This window comes from Sandarakinorhabdus sp. (assembly GCF_040398665.1).
GTDB lineage: Bacteria > Pseudomonadota > Alphaproteobacteria > Sphingomonadales > Sphingomonadaceae > Sandarakinorhabdus.
Genome location: NZ_JBBATQ010000001.1, coordinates 244,534 through 260,788, shown reverse-complemented (window position 1 = coordinate 260,788; position 16,255 = coordinate 244,534). Strand labels below are relative to the sequence as shown.

General features: G+C 67.1%; 16 protein-coding genes. 3 read left to right on the top strand and 13 right to left on the bottom strand.

Annotated features, from left to right (window positions below; all coding sequences use genetic code 11):
* The 4 genes from ABWP22_RS01205 to glnE form a co-directional block, all read right to left on the bottom strand.
* The gene (locus tag ABWP22_RS01205) at positions 1–333 is read right to left on the bottom strand and encodes a HesB/IscA family protein (RefSeq protein ID WP_353198099.1); all 333 of its coding nucleotides are present in this window, start codon (positions 331–333) and stop codon (positions 1–3) included.
* 43 nt (positions 334–376) lie between these two features.
* Positions 377–1,396 (bottom strand): M23 family metallopeptidase, encoded by a 1,020-nt coding sequence (locus tag ABWP22_RS01200; RefSeq protein ID WP_353198098.1) that lies wholly within the window; start codon positions 1,394–1,396, stop codon positions 377–379.
* 389 nt (positions 1,397–1,785) lie between these two features.
* Positions 1,786–2,244 (bottom strand): peroxiredoxin, encoded by a 459-nt coding sequence (locus ABWP22_RS01195; RefSeq protein WP_353198412.1) that lies wholly within the window; start codon positions 2,242–2,244, stop codon positions 1,786–1,788.
* A 2-nt stretch (positions 2,245–2,246) separates the two neighbouring features.
* A complete protein-coding gene (glnE, locus tag ABWP22_RS01190) occupies positions 2,247–5,012 on the bottom strand; it encodes a bifunctional [glutamate--ammonia ligase]-adenylyl-L-tyrosine phosphorylase/[glutamate--ammonia-ligase] adenylyltransferase (protein WP_353198097.1) in 2,766 nt (921 codons plus the stop codon).
* 81 nt (positions 5,013–5,093) lie between these two features.
* Here glnE and ABWP22_RS01185 point away from each other — a divergent pair, with 81 nt between their 5' ends.
* Positions 5,094–5,243, top strand: coding sequence for an entericidin A/B family lipoprotein (locus tag ABWP22_RS01185; protein WP_353198096.1), 150 nt, complete (start codon positions 5,094–5,096; stop codon positions 5,241–5,243).
* Here the strand turns inward: ABWP22_RS01185 and tatC are convergent.
* From tatC to ABWP22_RS01165, 4 genes are all read right to left on the bottom strand, one after another.
* Entirely contained in the window at positions 5,240–6,031 is a 792-nt protein-coding gene (gene tatC / locus ABWP22_RS01180; protein WP_353198095.1) for a twin-arginine translocase subunit TatC, read from the bottom strand. The two genes, ABWP22_RS01185 and tatC, sit on opposite strands and share 4 nt — an antisense overlap.
* Positions 6,028–6,489 (bottom strand): Sec-independent protein translocase protein TatB, encoded by a 462-nt coding sequence (tatB, locus tag ABWP22_RS01175; RefSeq protein WP_353198094.1) that lies wholly within the window; start codon positions 6,487–6,489, stop codon positions 6,028–6,030. Before tatB ends, tatC begins: the two co-directional genes overlap by 4 nt.
* Before the next feature lie 56 nt (positions 6,490–6,545).
* Positions 6,546–6,776 carry a twin-arginine translocase TatA/TatE family subunit gene (locus ABWP22_RS01170; RefSeq protein WP_353198093.1) on the bottom strand — a complete coding sequence of 77 codons (231 nt, stop codon included), beginning with the start codon at positions 6,774–6,776 and terminating at the stop codon, positions 6,546–6,548.
* Between the two features lie 89 nt (positions 6,777–6,865).
* The gene (locus tag ABWP22_RS01165) at positions 6,866–7,876 is read right to left on the bottom strand and encodes an NADP-dependent oxidoreductase (protein ID WP_353198092.1); all 1,011 of its coding nucleotides are present in this window, start codon (positions 7,874–7,876) and stop codon (positions 6,866–6,868) included.
* 33 nt (positions 7,877–7,909) lie between these two features.
* On the opposite strand from ABWP22_RS01165, the gene ABWP22_RS01160 reads away from it, so the two are divergent.
* Positions 7,910–8,335, top strand: a complete 426-nt coding sequence (locus tag ABWP22_RS01160; RefSeq protein WP_353198091.1) for a VOC family protein — start codon at positions 7,910–7,912, stop codon at positions 8,333–8,335.
* Here ABWP22_RS01160 and ABWP22_RS01155 read toward each other — a convergent pair.
* The 4 genes from ABWP22_RS01155 to ABWP22_RS01140 are packed head-to-tail and all read right to left on the bottom strand — an operon-like array spanning position 8,332 to position 14,374.
* Positions 8,332–8,817, bottom strand: a complete 486-nt coding sequence (locus ABWP22_RS01155; protein WP_353198090.1) for a CinA family protein — start codon at positions 8,815–8,817, stop codon at positions 8,332–8,334. The two genes, ABWP22_RS01160 and ABWP22_RS01155, sit on opposite strands and share 4 nt — an antisense overlap.
* 31 nt (positions 8,818–8,848) lie before the next feature.
* Entirely contained in the window at positions 8,849–12,226 is a 3,378-nt protein-coding gene (locus ABWP22_RS01150; protein ID WP_353198089.1) for an error-prone DNA polymerase, read from the bottom strand.
* A complete protein-coding gene (locus ABWP22_RS01145; RefSeq protein WP_353198088.1) occupies positions 12,223–13,749 on the bottom strand; it encodes a DUF6504 family protein in 1,527 nt (508 codons plus the stop codon). Before ABWP22_RS01145 ends, ABWP22_RS01150 begins: the two co-directional genes overlap by 4 nt.
* Positions 13,640–14,374, bottom strand: a complete 735-nt coding sequence (locus ABWP22_RS01140) for an ImuA family protein (protein ID WP_353198087.1) — start codon at positions 14,372–14,374, stop codon at positions 13,640–13,642. The genes ABWP22_RS01145 and ABWP22_RS01140 overlap by 110 nt, the downstream gene beginning before the upstream one ends.
* Positions 14,375–15,046: 672 nt before the next feature.
* Between ABWP22_RS01140 and ABWP22_RS01135 the strand changes: the two genes are divergently transcribed.
* Positions 15,047–15,601 carry a nucleotidyltransferase family protein gene (locus ABWP22_RS01135; protein ID WP_353198086.1) on the top strand — a complete coding sequence of 185 codons (555 nt, stop codon included), beginning with the start codon at positions 15,047–15,049 and terminating at the stop codon, positions 15,599–15,601.
* A 15-nt stretch (positions 15,602–15,616) separates the two neighbouring features.
* Here the strand turns inward: ABWP22_RS01135 and ABWP22_RS01130 are convergent, their stop codons facing one another.
* Positions 15,617–16,225 carry a 2-hydroxychromene-2-carboxylate isomerase gene (locus tag ABWP22_RS01130; RefSeq protein WP_353198085.1) on the bottom strand — a complete coding sequence of 203 codons (609 nt, stop codon included), beginning with the start codon at positions 16,223–16,225 and terminating at the stop codon, positions 15,617–15,619.
* Between the last annotated feature and the right edge of the window lie 30 nt (positions 16,226–16,255).

The window sequence follows — 16,255 nt, the reverse complement described above, 5'->3', positions numbered from 1 at the left end:
TCAGACCGAAAAGCTGGAACCGCAGCCGCAACCGGATGCGGCATTGGGGTTGCGCACCTCGAAGGCGGCAGCGCCGATCTTCTCGACATAATCGACTTCGGCACCCGCCAGGAACGGCAGGCTGTCCGGATCGATCAACATGGTCACGCCATGGGCTTCCACGGCGACGTCGTCGGCGGCGGGCGCCGCTTCCAGGCCAAAGCGATACTGGAACCCGGCACAGCCGCCGCCATCAACGGCCAGTCGCAGCATCAGGCCCGGCTTGCCCTGACGGGCGGCGATGGCCGACACGCGGCCGGCTGCGGCGGGGCTGAGGCGGGGCAGTTCATCCATGGGTGCAATGTAGGGGGTCGCACCCTTCGGCGCAACCGCAGGCTCAACGGCCAGCGCGAACAGTCCAGGTGCGGCCGGCGGCCATCACCATGTCGTCGCTGGCCAGCGGCGCAAAGGGTTCATCGCTGGCAATGTTCAGCGGCGCCACCACGGCCTTGCGCGGCTTGGCCAGTGCATTCACGCCATAGCTGGCAAGATCGAGGAACGGCTGCGGATCGAGCGGGCGACCGTCGAGCCGCACTTCAAAATGCAGGTGGGTGCCGGTGGACCGCCCGGTGGAGCCCATGCCGCCAATCACCTGGCCCTGGCGGACCACATCGCCGGCCTTCACATGAAAGCGCGACATGTGGCCATAACGTGTCTCCACGCCATTGCCGTGATCGACAACCACGACCTTGCCATAGCCCGCCCACCAGCCGGCCCGCACCACCACACCATCAGCGGCGGCATGGATGGCTTCACCGGTCTTCCCGGTTAGATCGAGGCCGGCATGAAAGGCGCCGCCACCATGGAACGGATCACTCCGATAGCCGAAATCCGATGATTCCTTCACTCGGTTGACCGGCAGGAAGGCCGGGATGCTGGCGAAGGTGGCGGCCATCGCGGCCTGGCGCACCGAATCCGCCTGCAAGCTGCGCACCTGCGGATCATTGGCCGCGATGAACGGGCCGCCCTGCGCCAGATTGGTGCGGGCACCCAGAAAGCGTTCGGGATCCAGGCCGAGCCGACGCAGGACCGCTTCGGCGCGCGCCTGCCCGGCCGGTGCCGCGCCGATCAAGGCCGCAACCGGTTGGCCGGCGCGCGGCAGCAGGCGGGCCAGCACGGCGGCATCGGTATATTCATTGGCCAATGCGGCCAGAAATTCGCGGCGCGCTTGCGCAACGCTGGTCGCCGGCTGGCTGGCGCTGTCGTCGGATGTCATCGCCATGACGGCGCTGGCGGCGGAAACCGGTGCAAAGCCTGAGCCCTGACCCGTTGCGGCTGCCTCATCGGCCGATGCCGGGGCGCCAAGGGCAAGCAGCCCCGCGCCAATCAGCATGATCGTGCCGATCCGAAAATGCATGACCCGGTGCAACCTTTCCTCAGCCGGAGCATTTCACCCACAACCCGCCCGAGCATCGGCATGAAATGCCAATGCCACCACACGCGCTGTGCTGAAGCCCCCGTTGCCACCGGAAAACCCGGCTGACGACGTTGATGAAGCAGTCACCGTGCCGGCAAACAACCGGTCATCCTCCCCCAAGCGGCCAAGCGTTGGGCGGGGGCGGTGAAGTGTGACAAAATCGTGCCGTCAGCGTGCATCTGCACGGCAAACCACTGCGTACAAGCCGAAAGTAATTTGAATTTGAGCGCAGGATCGCCATCCCGCTGCTGCGCATCTGAGTGGATTTCGCCCTGTCGTCTGATTCGCGGCCAGGCGATTCGCGTCTGGCCGCGCATCGCAAAGGCGCATCACGCCAGCGCGCGGGCTGCCGCCAGCACAGCTTCGGCATGGCCAGGCACCTTCACCTTCGGCCACACCCCGGCAATGATCCCGTCACGGCCGATCAGGAAGGTCGCCCGCTCGATCCCCATATATTTCTTGCCGTACATGGATTTTTCCACCCACACGCCGAAGGCTTCGGTCACGCTGCCATCATCGCTGCCCAGCGCAACGGTCAGGCCCTGCTTGGTGCGAAACTTGGCATGGCTGGCCACCGAATCGCGCGACACGCCGACAATCGCGGTATCGGCGGCGTCGAAATCCGCCTTCAGCGCGGAAAACGCCTTGCCTTCGGTGGTGCAGCCCGGCGTGTCATCCTTCGGGTAGAAATACACCACCAACTTGCGCCCCGCGAAATCGGAAAGGGCGATCGGGCCGGCATCGCCGTCCATGCGGAAATCGGGGGCGGCGTCACCTGGCTGCGGCATATTCATGGCTCATTTCCCTTGCAGAGGATGATGTCTGCCCATGCCATGCGCACCACGCCCTTGGCGATGGCCAGTTGCTGCTGAACATCGGCGAAATCTGTCGCACCCAGCGCACGCCCCAGCAAGGTGCCGATCTGTGCCGGCATGGCGGCCGGGATGCGCGCGCCGGGGAACAACAGGCGCAGCCACATCAGGGATCGGCTCAACAGGTCGTGGGCCTGGGCCAGTTCGGCGGGCAACAAGCCGGCTGTCACCAGTTGATCGATGGCGGGCCGCAATTCCGGGGACAGGCCCTGCCCGGTGGCAAGTTGCCGGAAATGCACGATGAACTCCAGATCGACGAGGCCGCCCGGCGCCAGCTTGACGTCGTACCGGCCCTGCGGTGGTTTGGCAGTCGCCACATCGGCGCGCATGGCCAGCACGGATTCGCGCAGCACGTCGATGTCCCGCGGCATCGCAAACACCTGGGCCCGAACGCCGCCAATCACCGCTTCCACGGTGCCTGCCGGCCCCGCCACCACCCGCGCCCGGCAGAGCGCCATATGCTCCCAGCTTTCCGCCTCTTCCAACTGGTATCGGGCAAAGCTGCTGATCGACAGCGCGAGATTGCCCTTTGCCCCCCAGGGCCGCAGCCTGGTGTCGATCTCGTACATGGCGCCGGCCGCGGTCGGCACCGACAAGGCGGTGACCAGCCGGGCGGCCAACCGGTTGAAATACTGGCTGGCGGGCAGCGGCTTCTCGCCATCCGAAACCACCGTGTGATCCCCGGTGAACAGGAACACCAGATCAAGATCGGAGGCATGGGTCATCGCCCGGCCGCCGTGCCGGCCCAGCGCCAGCACCACCAGTTCGCCGCCGGGAACCGCGCCGTGCAGCCGCGCATAATCGGCCGCCACCACCGGCAACAGCACGCGAATCGCGGCGTCCGCACAATCGGCGAGGTTGCGCCCGATCGTCAGCGCATCGGCATGGCCCTCGATCAACTGGGCGCCAAGCTGAAAACGCAATTCGGCTGTCCAGCGCCGCACCCGGTCCAGCACGTCTTCCACACCGGCCGCGCCGGCGCACAACTGCGCCAGGCTGGCGGTCAACCGATCGGCATCGGGCAGCGGTGCAAAGGCATCGGGCGACAACATGATGTCGAACAGCGCCGGTTGCCGGGCCAGCGCCTCGGCCAGCACCGGGGTCACACCGATCAGATTGCTGAGCAGGGTGACCAGGCGCGGATTGGCCCGCAGCAGCGCGAGAAACTGCACGCCGGCGGGCAGCGCCGCCAGGAAGGCGTCCAGCCGGCCCGCCGCCGTGGCGGGGTCGGCCGCAGCGGCCAGCCCGTCGATCAAGCCGGGCAACACGGCTTCGAAATCGGCGCGGGCGGCTTCGGCACGCAAGGATCGGTATCTGCCTTGCCGCCAACCGGCGATCAGCGGCACCAGCAGCTTGGCCAGCGGGCGGTGATGTTCCTTCAGCCAGGGCGCGGGATCGGCGGGCACCACCGTGCCTTCCGGCAGTGCCGCCTGCACCAGCCGGTCATAGGCCGCCGCCACCGGGGCCGTGATGCGGGCCAGCGCGGTTTCCAGCGCCGCGCCGTCCTGCAATCCGCTCAGCCGTGCCACGGCTGCCCGGTCGGCCGCCAGCCGCGGCACCGCGTGCGTCTGTTCATCGCGGCGCATCTGCAAGCGATGCTCCAGCGTGCGCAGCGCGCGGTACGCGGCCGACAGCGCCTGCACATCCGCGGCCGGCACATGCCCCGCCGCCCCCAGCGCCGCCAGCCCGTCCAGCGTGGCCGGGCAGCGCAGTTCCGGCGCGCGCCCGCCCCAGATCAGCTGATGGATCTGGGCAAAAAATTCGACCTCGCGGATGCCGCCACGGCCACGTTTCAGGTCAAAGCCGGGCCCGATGCCCTGACCGGCTTCGAAATGATCGCGGATGCGCAAGCTGACCGACTGGATGTCGCGCACCGCCGTATAATCCAGGCTGCGGCGCCACACGAATGGCCGGATGCGACCCAGAAATGCGGCCCCCATCGCGACATCGCCGCCGGCGGCGCGGGCGCGGATGAAGGCCACCCGCTCCCAGGTCAGCGCTTCGGATTGATAATATTGCTCGGCCGCATTGAGGCTGATCGACATCGGGGTGATTTCCGATGCGGGGCGCAGCCGCAGATCGATGCGCGCGACATACCCATCCGGCGTCAGATCGGCCAGGATCGCCACGGCGCGGCGGGTGATGCGCACGGCGGCCTCGCCCGGGTCTTCCCCCGCCCGGCACGGGATCAGGTCGGGATCATGCAGGAAGATCAGATCGGCGTCGGACGAATAGTTGAGTTCATGGCTGCCGAGCTTGCCCAGCGCCAGCGCCACCAGCCCGCGCGGGGGCGCGCCGCGTTCGGCCAGCGCGGTGGTGATTGCGGCATCGATGGCGGCATCGGCAAAGGCCGACAGGGCCGCCGTCACCTGCTCCAGCGGCCACAGCCCGGCGAGATCGGCCAGCGCGGTGATCAGCGCCACGTCGCGGCGGGCCGTGCGCAGCCGCGGCATGATCGGCTGCGCATCGTCGCGCACCATCGCCATGGCATCGGCCAGCGCCGCATCCGGGCCGTCGGTGGCCAGCCGCGCCATCGTGGCGGTCCGGCCGCGGATCAGGCCTTTCAGAAACGGCGCATTGAACCAAGCGGCCACGGCGGCGTTCAGCATCTGGCGGGACAGGCCATCGGGCAACACGCCCGCCAGATCGGGCGGCGGCTCGGCATCGGGCAGGATGAACGCCATGCCCGGGTGATGCCACCCCGTGCGGTCGCCAGCAAGCCGGCAGGCGATCAGCATCTCGATACGATATGAGGGAGAATATCCATGAAGACCACGACAATCGGCCTGCTGGCCGCGCTGGTGCTGCTGACCGCATGCAACACGGTGGAAGGCGCCGGTCGCGACCTCGAAAGCGCGGGCAGCACCATCGAAAAATCCGCCAATGATAACAAGGACGACGCCGGGCGCGTTTAAGGGCTGGCGGTGGCATCCACGCGGGCGCGCCGCCGTTCGGTGATCCAGATGCCGATGATCGAAATTTCATACAGCAGGATCAACGGGATAGCGAGCGCGACCTGCGACCACAAATCCGGCGGCGTGAGCACGGCGGCGACCACGAACGCCGCCACCACCGAATAACGGCGGCCGCCCTGCAATTGCTGGCGGGTGATGATGCCGGAGCGTTCCAGCAGCATCAGCAGCACCGGCAGCAGAAATGCGACGCCAAAGGCCAGGATCATGCTCATCACCAGATCGAGATATTCGCCCATGGCGGGCAGCGCTTCGCGTTCGACGCCGCCGGCCCCGCCCACTTGCTGAAAGCTCAGGAAGAACCGGAACGCCGTGGGCATGACGACATAATAGGCCAGCGCCGCGCCGCAGGTGAACAGGATCGGCGTCGCCAGCAGGAACGGCAGCAGCGCCTTCTGCTCGCGGCGATACAGGCCGGGCGCCACAAAGCGCCAGAGTTCGTTGGCGATCAACGGAAACGCCAGACAGATACCGGCAAAGGCCGCGACCCGGATCTCGGTGAAGAAGGCCTCATACAATTTGGTGTAGATCAGTTTGGCGCTGGTGCCCGACGCCGTGACCAGCGGTTGCACCAGAAAATCAAACACCCGGCCCGCCTGGCTGAACGCCAGGCCAAAGGCGACGGCGAAATAGAGGACGCAGCGCAGCAACCGCCCGCGCAGTTCGATCAGATGATCCATCAACGGCGCCTTGCTGGCGTCGATATCGGAACGATCGATCTCCTCGCTCATGCCGCGTCACTCTGCGGCGCGGCTTCGGCTGGGGCTGCGGGCTTGGCACGGGGCTTGCGCGCGCGCTTGGGCTTGGCCGGCGCTTCGGCAGCAATGTCCGGCTGCGCCTGTGGCTCCGGCGCGGGCAGCCACGGCGTGTCGTTGGTCGGCCACGGATCGTAGGAGGTTTCGGCAGGCTCGGATGGCACCGGCCCGGCCAGATTGGGCAGGGCATTTTCCGGCAGCGCCGATGCCTTCATGATGGCGTCGTTCTGCGCCGCCCACAATTTCTGCATCTCTTCCAGTTCGGATTCGCGCATCATCGCATCGAAACCGGTGCGCAGATGCCGGCTCATGGCGCGGGCCTTGCCCACCCATTGCCCCACCCAGCGCATGACGCGCGGCAGATCCTTGGGGCCGATGACCACCAGGGCCACCAGCGCGATGACCAGAAGTTCGGACGACTCAATACCAAACATGGGGCGGTGCCGGGTTCACTTGAACGAGGAAGGCGGGGGGCTGCCCCCTCAAGTGCTCAGCGGCGGGTTTCTTCGCCCAGCGGCGCCGGCTGCGGCTGGCCGGCGTTCGTCACCTGCGGCGGCGCGGCCGCGGGCGGTGCGGGCGCGTCATTGTCGCTCAGCCCCTTCTTGAAGCTGTTGATCCCCTTGGCGAAATCGCCCATCAGATCGGAAATGCGGCCGCGGCCGAACAGCAGCACGACAACCAGAATGACCACCAGCCAGTGGGTGAGGCTGAACGAACCCATGTGATGTGTTCCTTAGGCAGTTTTGAACGCGATAGCCGTCTTCTTACGCCCATGGTTGGCGATGCGCCAGCCCAGAGCCTGTGATGTGATTACAGCCGGATCAGCCGCCGGCCAAAGCTCGCGCCGCTGAACAGCCCGCAGAAGGCGGCAGGCAGGCTGGCCAGGCCGTCAAAGATTTCCTCGCGATAGGCGACCTTGCCATCGCGGATCAGCGCCGCCAGTTCGGCTTGCGCGGCGGGGAACTGCGGCAGATCGTCGAACACCACCATGCCTTCCATGCGCAGCCGCTTGCCGATGAATTCGCGGGTGTGGTGGATGCCGGGCGCGTCTTCCGGCGTCAGATTATAATCCGCCACCTGGCCCGACACGACGATGCGGCCCTTCATGCGCATCACCGGCAGGGCGCGATCGATGCTGGCATTGCCGACATTGTCGAACAGCACGTCCCAGCCCTCGGCACTGGCCTCGGCAAAGCGCGCCTCGAAATCGTCCGCCTTGTAATCGATGGCGTCGTCAAATCCGCACACGTCGGTCAACCAACGGCATTTCTCCGCGCCGCCGGCAATGCCGACGACTCGGCCAGCGCCCCACAGCTTGGCGAGCTGGCCTGCGGTCGCGCCGACCGGCCCAGCGGCCGACGTGACCAGCACCCGCTCCCCCGCCTGCAAATTTGCCACGCGCTTCAGGCCGAACCACGCCGTCATCCCCGGCACGCCCAATATGCCGTTCCACAGACTGAGCGGCACGCCGAGATCAGGCACTTTCGACAGATAGCCGCGCCCGTTCGACACCATGTGCGTCGCCCAACCGGTGCCCATCACCAGTTCGCCAGCGCTGAACTTCGGATGGCGGCTCTCGATCACCTCCCCCACCGCAAAGCCGTCGACCATCGCGCCGGCCTTCAGCGGCGGCGCATAGGAGGCGCCGGGCGACAGCCGAGACCGCGTGCCGGGATCGCAACTGATGAAGCGATTGGCGATCAGCAACTGCCCCTCTTCCAGCGCCGGGATCGGCAGCGTCTCCAGCCGGAAATCGTCGGGCGTCGGCGCGCCAACGATATGCCGTGCCAGCACGATGCGTTCCATATTTCCTGCCGTCATGCCAAAGTCTCCCCATTCAACCGGAGGTTATCCATGGACCAACGCATCAGCATCGTCACCCTCGGAACGGACAATATGGCCCGCGCCGTCGCCTTCTGGGAAGCCATGGGCTGGCCTCGCAAGATGCGAAAGTGGGAGGCCATCGCCATGTTCCAGTGCGGCGGCATGACCTTCGCCCTCTACCCGTTCGACAAATTGGCCGAAGATTGCGGCATGACGGATAGAGGAGCGGGCTTCGGTGGCTTCACCTTGGCCCACAATGTCAGCAGCAAGGCAGAGGTGGACGAACTCCTCGCCCGCGCCGTCGCCAACGGCGCCACCTTGCAAAAACCCGCCCACGACGCCTTCTGGGGCGGCTACTCCGGCTATTTCTGCGATCCCGATGGCCACCCATGGGAAGTGGCGTACAACCCGTTCATGCTGCCGGGACCGGATGGAACCGTGACGTTGGCGGATTAGACCAGCTGTTCCCCCAGCAATTCCAGCGCCGCCACCGCAAACGCCACCATGTTCGCCTGTCGGTCACTCGACCCCGTCGCGATGGTGCGCGCCATCTGCACCGGCCCGCTCACCGCCACCACATCATGCCCGGCGGCGTGGCCATAGGGATTGCCGTTCGGCCCGGCCGCGCCGGTTTCGCCGATGCCCCAGGTGGTGCTGTGCTGGTGGCGGATGGTTTCGGCCATCAACAGCGCGAACGGTTCGGTGGCCGACATGAAGCCGCGCACGTCTTCGCGCTTCAAACCGAGGAGCCGGTGCCGCGCGCGCGGGGTGTAGACGACCGCGCCGGCGATATAGAAGGCCGACGCGCCCGGCACGGCCAGCAGCGCCGCCGAAATCAGGCCGCCGGCGGCCGATTCGGCAACGGCGATGGTTTCGCCGCGCGCCTTCAGGCGATCGGCAATGGTGGCGGCAGTGGCGAAAAGGGTTTCCATGGTCATGGGCGCAGCTTGCCGCGCCGCGCCCCTGTCATCAATGAAAATCCCGGCTGCGCGGGATCACGCGCACGTCGCGGGGGTGGCGGCCCCGGTTTGCCGCCTTGGGCGGCGGCGGTTTGCGGTTTGAGGGGCCGTGCACCAAATCCTCGCTGGCGCGGGCCAGCGCTGGGCGCGCGTCGTGGGCGTCGGACAATCGGTCCAATACCCCGCTCATGTCGGTGATGCGGGTGGCCATCAGGTGCATCACGCCTTCCGGGCTGCGCTGCACTTCGCCGTCAACCTGCATCAGCCGGCTGGCCATGATGGCGCGGCGATAGATTTCGAACAGGCGCGCCCACACCACCACATTCACCACGCCCGTTTCATCCTCCAGCGTGATGAAGATGGCATTGCCGCCGCCCGGCCGCTGCCGCACCAGCACCACGCCGGCCGCGCTGACGCGCCGGCCGTTCCGCGCCGCGTTGAACTGCGCGGCGGTCATCACGCCGGGAAACCACGGCCGCAGCAGCGCCATGGGGTGGGCGCGCAGGGACAGGCGCAGCACCTGATAATCGGCGGCGACCTCCTCGCCGGGTGCCATCAGCGGCAGATCGGCGGATTCTTCCTGGCCCAGATCGCTGGCGTCCGCAGCGGCGAACAGCGGCAGGCTATCCGTCGGCGTGCGCAGCGCCTGCCAGCCGGCATCGCGGCGATTGAGGCCCAAGGACGCGCAGGCATCGGCATCGGCAAGCAGTTTCAGTGCGCGGGCTGGCAGGCCGGCGCGGGCGAGATGTTCGAGGGAATGGATCGGGCGGGCGGCGGCGATGGCCTGCGCCCATTCTTCGCGGAAACCGGTGATCTGGCGCAGGCCGAGGCGCAGGGACAGGGGGGCGTCGGCACGCGCTTCCCCACCCCCAGCCCCTCCCGCAGGCGAGAGGGGAGACGGCTGGCGCCCGCACACACTGTTCCCCTCCCGCCTGCGGGAGGGGCTGGGGGTGGGAATGCCCTCCAACGAACAATCCCACCCGCTGAAATTCACATCGACCGGCAACACCGCCACGCCATGTTCCGCCGCATCGCGCACGATCTGCGCCGGCGCGTAAAACCCCATCGGCTGCGCGTTCAGCAGCGCCGCCGCGAACACCGCCGGGTATCGGCATTTGAGGTACGCCGACACCCACACCAGCCGGGCAAAGGCAATCGCGTGGCTTTCGGGAAAGCCATAGCTGCCGAACCCCTTGATCTGGTTGAAACAGCGCCGGGCGAAATCCGCTTCATAGCCACGCGCCACCATGCCATCGATCAGCTTGGCTTCGAAATATTCCATGCCGCCATTGCTGCGGAAGGTCGCCATGGCGCGGCGCAGGCGGTTGGCTTCGGCGGGGGTAAAGCTGGCCGCCGTGATCGCCAGCTTCATCGCCTGTTCCTGGAACAGCGGCACGCCAAGCGTCTTGCCGAGCACTTGCTTCAGCTCATCCGGATCGTGTGGCGGGCCGGGGGAGGGGAAGTGCACCGCCTCGCGCCCCTGCCGGCGCCGCAGATAGGGGTGGACCATGTCGCCCTGGATCGGGCCGGGCCGCACGATGGCGACCTGGATGACCAGATCATAGAATTCCGCCGGCTTCAGCCGTGGCAGCATGTTCATCTGCGCGCGGCTTTCGACCTGGAACACGCCGATGCTGTCGCCCCTTTGCAGCATCGCATAGACGTCCGGCGCATCGCCCGACACATTATCGAGCGTATAGCGGGGGCCGATGTGGGTCTCGATCATCTCGAACGCCCGCCGGATGCAGCTCAGCATGCCCAGCGCCAGCACATCGACCTTCATCAGGCCCAGCGCGTCGATATCGTCCTTGTCCCATTCGATGAAGGTGCGATCGGCCATGGCGGCATTGTGGATGGGCACCAGCTCATCCAGCCGGCCCTCGGTCAGCACGAATCCGCCGACATGCTGCGAAAGATGCCGCGGCAGCCCCAAGATCTGCCCGACCAGCCCCGCCAGCCGCGCAAGTTCCGGGCTGTCGGGATCGAGACCGCTTTCGGCAAAGCGCTCCCGCTCCATCTGCGAAGAATAACTGCCCCAGACGGTGCTCGAAAGCCGGTTGGTCAGATCCTCGCTCATGCCCAGCACCTTGCCGACCTCGCGCACCGCGCTTCTGGGCCGGTAATGGATCACGGTGGCGGCGATGCCGGCACGGTCCCGGCCATAGCGCTCGTAAATCCACTGCATCACCTCCTCGCGGCGCTCATGTTCGAAATCGACATCGATATCGGGCGGCTCCTTGCGCTCTTCGGAAATGAAGCGGGAAAACAGCAGGTTGTGCACCGAAGGATCGACGGCGGTGATGCCCAGCACGAAGCACACCGCGCTGTTCGCCGCACTGCCGCGGCCCTGGCACAATATGCCGCGCGCCTGCGCAAACGCCACGATATCATGCACGGTCAGGAAATAGGGGGCATAGCCGGCGCGCGCGATGATGCGGAATTCCTCGGCGAGCAGGCCGAGCAGTTTCGGCGGGATGCCATCGGGCCAACGCGCCCGCGCCTTTTGCAGGGTGAGCGTTTCCAGCCAGCCCTGCGGGGAATAGCCGGGCGGCACCGGTTCATTGGGATATTCGTACCGCAGCTGATCGAGGTTGAAATCGATGCGCGAAAGCAGCCGCGCCGGTTCGGCCAGCGCATCGGGGCGGTCGCGGAACAGCCGCGCCATGTCGGCGGCGGATTTCAGATGGCGTTCGGCATTGGCGCGCAATATCGTGCCGGCGGCTTTCAGCGTGCAACCCAGTTTGATGCAGCGCATCACATCGTGCAGCGGGCGCTGCGCCGGCGCCGCATAAAGCGGCGCATTCAGCGCCAGCAGCGGCAGGCCCTGCGCATCGGCAACGCCAGCCAGTGCCGCCAGCCGGCGCCTGTCGCTGCCCAGCCCCCACATCATCGCCCCCTGCCACAGCCGGCCGGGGCAGGCGCGCGCCAGTTCGGCCAGGCGCGGCTGCTGGCCGGGTTCGGGCGGCATCGTGATCAGCAACAGCCCATCGGCATGATCGATCAGATCGGCCAGATGCAGGATGCACGCGCCCTTGTCGGCGCGGCGGTTGCCGGTGGTGAGCAGCCGCGTCAGCCGGCCCCAGCCCTGCCGATGCGCCGGATAGGCGATCACATCGGGCGTGCCATCGGCGAAGACCAGCCGCGCCCCCACCGCCAGCTTGAAGGGCGGCATCTCGGTGCCGGCCTCGCGTGCGGCTTCGGCCAGATCCCGCACCGCCACCTGCGCGCGCACCACGCCGGCCACCGTGTTGGTATCGGCAATACCGATGCCGGCATGGCCCAGCGCCAGCGCCGCCGCCACCATCTCGGCTGCGCTGGAGGCGCCATCCAGGAACGAATAATGGGTTGCGGCCGCCAGCTCGGCAAAGCCGGCGACAGGCGGCATCATGCAAACAGCCCGTGCAGATACCAGCGCGGGCTTGTTGTTTCGCGCTCATACAGGCCGTGGCGGAACAGCCAGAACCGCCGGCCGCTGCTGTCCTCCACCCGCCAGTAATCCCGCGTCAGCCCGGCGCCATCCTTGCGTTGCCACCATTCGGCGGCGATGCGTTCCGGGCCTTCCTGCGCCGTCACATCATACACGCGGCTGCGCCAGCGAAAGCGACGGGGCGGGCCATCGGGCACTTCGGCGAGCACTTCGATCGGTTGTGGCGGATCGAACAGGCGGATCGGGCGGGTGGGCGGCTCGCCGGGGGCCGGTGCGGGCCAGGCTGTCGGCGCGTCCGCCAGCGCCCCCAGAAAACTCGCCTGTTCGGGGATATGGGTGTCGGCCGCGACCGGCCGGCGCAAGCGCCCGCGCCCCAGCCGCGCCGTCAGCCGATCGACCAGATCGTTCAACTGGGTTTCGGCCAGCGCGCCGCCATCCAGGCCGAGCTGCGATTCGTCCAGCCGCGCGGTGACCGGCACGGCAAGGCGCAGCAGATCATAGCCGAAACCGGGATCGAGCGGATCGTTGAGCGCGGCGATGCGTTCATCGAACAGGCGCAGCACGGCGCGGGCATCGCGCTGCGGTTCGGCGGTGTCCACCGAAAGCCGCGCGACATGGCCGTCGCTGCGATAAAGCGACAGCGCGAAATGCCGGCCGCCGACGCCGAGTGCCCCCATTTGCGCCGCGCAGCGCCGCAGCAAGCGTTCCAGCGCCACGCGCACGGCATCCTGTTGCACGATCGGGCTGGCAAAACGCTGTTCGGCCGCCACCTCGGCTGGCGGCTGCAACGGATCGAGCGGCTGCGGCACCGCCTCGGTCAACGCATCGAGCGCGGCGAGCAGCGCCTCGCCAAAGCGCGAGGCGACGGCGGCGCGCGACAGGCGGGCAACATCACCCACGCTGCGCAAGCCGGCGCGGCGCAGGCCGATCTGCACCTGTTCAAGATCGGACAGCGCCGCCAGCGGCAGTTCGTTCACGCGGGTCCCGCCGAAGCGTGCCAGTGCCAGCGCCGCAGCGGGCGTTGCGGCCAGCGCCGGCTGTGCGCTGAAGCCCAGCCGGTGCAGGCGGGTGACCACGTCCGACACCAGGCTGGCCTCCCCGCCAAACAGTTGCACGCAGCCGCTGATGTCGATCACCAGGCCATAAGGCGGCCGCGCGGCGACCATGGGGGACCAGCGCGTGGCCCCCTGCGCCAGCCAATCGAGACAGGCGGCATCGCCCGCCGGATCATGCGGCGCCACGCGCAGGCCGGGCAGCCGCGCGCGGGCATCGGCCAGCGCCAGGCCGGGCAAGATGCCTTCGGCCAGCGCGGCGGCGTTCACCGCCTGAATCACCTGCCGACCGCGATCATTGGCGATCAGCGCCAGCGGCTGCTCAGGCGGCGCTGCGCCTGCCCCGCCCGCTGGCTTGTTTGCCAGGCGTTCCGCTGGCAGCCACGGCAGGGCCAGCGCCAGGATGCGGCGGCTGTTTGGCAAAGGCCGCACCGATGGGGGTGGCGGCGGTAACGCGGCTTTCGGCCGGGATGAAGCTGCAACGGTCACGATCCCACTCCAATGCAAGGCTGATATCGGCCGGCCCGCCGCGCTGGCGCGTCAGGGTGATGGCCAGGCGCGGCGGCCCCGGCGCGCCCGCCGCCAGCCGCCGCGCCGGCGCGGGTTCGGCCTGCCAGCGGGTGCTGGCAGCGCTGGGGCGCGGCGCGCCGCTGCGCAGCAACAGGGTGAACACGCCATGCGCAGCGGCGGCCAGTTGCAGCCGGCGCGTCACGGTCAGATCGATGGCCTTGGCCTCGCCATGGGATTCGATCACCACACAGGCCAGCGCGCCGCAGCGCTGCGCCTCGCCGGCGGCCCGCAGCATCGGCACCACGCCGCCCGCCGCCACCAGCCACAACCGCCCCGGATCGCCGCCCAATTCGGCCAGGCCGGCGCCATGCAAACGCCCATTGTCTTCCCAGCCATCGGCCACCCACAGGATCGGCCCCGGGCGCGGGCAGGCCAACGCCAGCATCAACGCAAATGCAGTGTCCGCCGGACCATAAATCTCGTGACACGCCGCCAGCATCAGCCCGCCGTTCAACGCCGCATCCACCCGCCCGGAATCCAGCCGCAACCGCCCAGCAGCACACGGCGCCGCAGGCGGAGCAGCAACGGGCACAGGCGGCACCAGGCGGGCAACAGGGCGGGCAGCAGGGGGCAGGGGGGCGACTCACTTCGGCAACGTGTTCCACTTTTGTTCACGTTGCCGCCTGTCGCCGCAAAGAGTCAAGCCGGCCGGTGGCAAGAGAGCCCTGAGCAAAGTCCATTGAGCCGAGCCGTCCTCTAGTCCATATCGATCCTACCACACGGCGCGTCGCGCCGGTTCGCTCATACCCTGGTGGTGGTGGGTTACAAAGGCGAGTGAGAACGACCGGAGAGGGCGCGGAGTGATCCGCGCCCTCTTTGCGCCTATGACAGCAGCCATGACGTCCGGCGGAAGAGCTTCCCCCACGTCGGCCGGTTCCTCAATCGGTTCCTCAATCTCAAAAATTGTCTATGTTCCTGCTTTAAGTGATTGAAATTCTAGAGCCTGCCGCTTGGCAAGCAGTGAGGAACATTGCAGAAATTGAGGAACCTACAGTTGCCTGAAAATTGTCTCAGGAACCAATGCCTTACCCGCTACAGCTAGCCATCAGACACCTGCCGAGTAGGACAAAACGCAAATTCGCGTCCAGCCTGTCCGTCGCAGGCGCCCCCGCCGGCGCGATGGTTGCCGAAACCAGCCCTTTGCCGGATAACCGAAGATATGGACGCTTCAGATTTCCGCGCTGCTGTCGCGGCGAATCCGCTCAACACGGCCCTGCTTGACCGTCTCGGCACCATGGGGCTGGCGCAATGCCATCTTGTGGCTGGATGCCTGTTTCAAACGGTCTGGAACCGCATTTCCGGCAACGCGCCGGATTGGGGCATCAAGGATTATGACATCTTCTACTTTGACGACGAGGATCTGTCGTGGGACGCGGAAGACCAGGTCATTCAGCGCGTCAATTCCGTCGTTCGTGACCTGCCAATCAAGGTCGAGGTCAAAAATCAGGCCCGTGTCCACCTGTGGTACCGTGACCGATTCAAAAGCGACTACCCACAACTGACGTCAACCCGTGCCGGCATTGATCTTTATCTGGTCCGTTGCACTTGCGTTGGCATCGACGTGCACACCGGCGATCTCTATGCCCCGGATGGCTTCCACGATCTTGCCGCTGGCATCCTCAAGATCAACCCGCGCAATCCCAAGCCTGACCTGTTCCAGCAAAAGGCCGAAACCTATCGGCAGCGGTGGCCCTGGCTCAAAATCAGCCATTGACCACCGCCCTGGCCATCAATCCGCCCGCGCCGCCGCCTCGCGCACCAGCAGGATACGGTCCTGCCCGAAATACATGTCGGTGCCGCCCACATAATAGGTCGGGCTGCCGAAGCCGCCGCGCGCGATCAGTTCATCGGTGTTGGCGCGCAGGCGGGCTTTCAGGTCGGGCGAATCGGCCAGTTCCAGTGCATCCGGCCCCAGCCCGCCGGCGGCTGCGGCTTCGGCGAGCACGTCGGGCTGCGAAATGTCGCGATCTTCGCCCCAGTAAAGCTGGAAGATGCGGCGGGCGACCGCTTCGCAGGCGTGGGCATCGGCCGCGACCAGGCACAGGCGCATGGCGCGGGCGCTGTTCACCGGGAAGATGCTCGGCGTCCATTTGATCGCCAGGCCCGATCGCCTGATCCAGTCGTGCAGATCCTTGGTGAAATATCGCGCCTTGGGCACCACTGGCTTTGCGCGCATTTCATAAACGCTGGGGTTCACCGTGTTGAACACGCCGCCAACCAGAAACGGCCGGAAACACAGGCCGAAGCCGTCTTCGCGCGCCGCCGTGCACAGTGCCTCGAAGCCCAGATAGGTCCAGGGCGACGAACAATCGAAGAAGAATTCCACCTGTGCCGTCATGACCCTCTCCCCAAAGCCGTTTATCGGGTT